The 408-nt window shown below is 44.6% G+C and carries 1 pseudogene; it reads right to left on the reverse strand.

The window, feature by feature from the left end:
* A pseudogene (locus tag BCT81_RS05045) lies at positions 1-408 on the reverse strand (type I secretion system permease/ATPase); the annotation flags it as partial.

Genomic DNA, 408 nt, shown 5'->3' on the forward strand with positions numbered 1-408 from the left:
CAGGTTGAATATCAATGGATAGTCCACGTAAAACAGGAGGCAATTGAGGTTGATAGCGAAACCATACATGCTGCAGTTGAATATGCCCACGTATTGATTCCTGTGAACAAAAACCGCCTTGCTCTTGCTCAGTAGGAAGGTTTAGCATCTCTCCGAGATTATCTACTGCAACTCGAGCCTGTATAAACTGTTGCCATAAGTCGACTAACTTAGCGAAAGGCTGGCTCACATGATTAACCATCATATTAAACGCAATGAGCTGACCGATGGTTAACTCCAGCGACATCACCATGGTCGCACCTACCCATAACGCGGTTACGGATGTAGTTTTCTGAAGTAGTAGCACAGATTGGCTAATAAGCGATTGAAAGCTTTGTCGGCTGAAGTTTGCTTGGACTAACTCTTGCG

Origin of the sequence: Vibrio sp. 10N.261.52.A1, from assembly GCF_002876325.1 — a bacterium.
GTDB classification, from domain to species: domain Bacteria; phylum Pseudomonadota; class Gammaproteobacteria; order Enterobacterales; family Vibrionaceae; genus Vibrio; species Vibrio chagasii.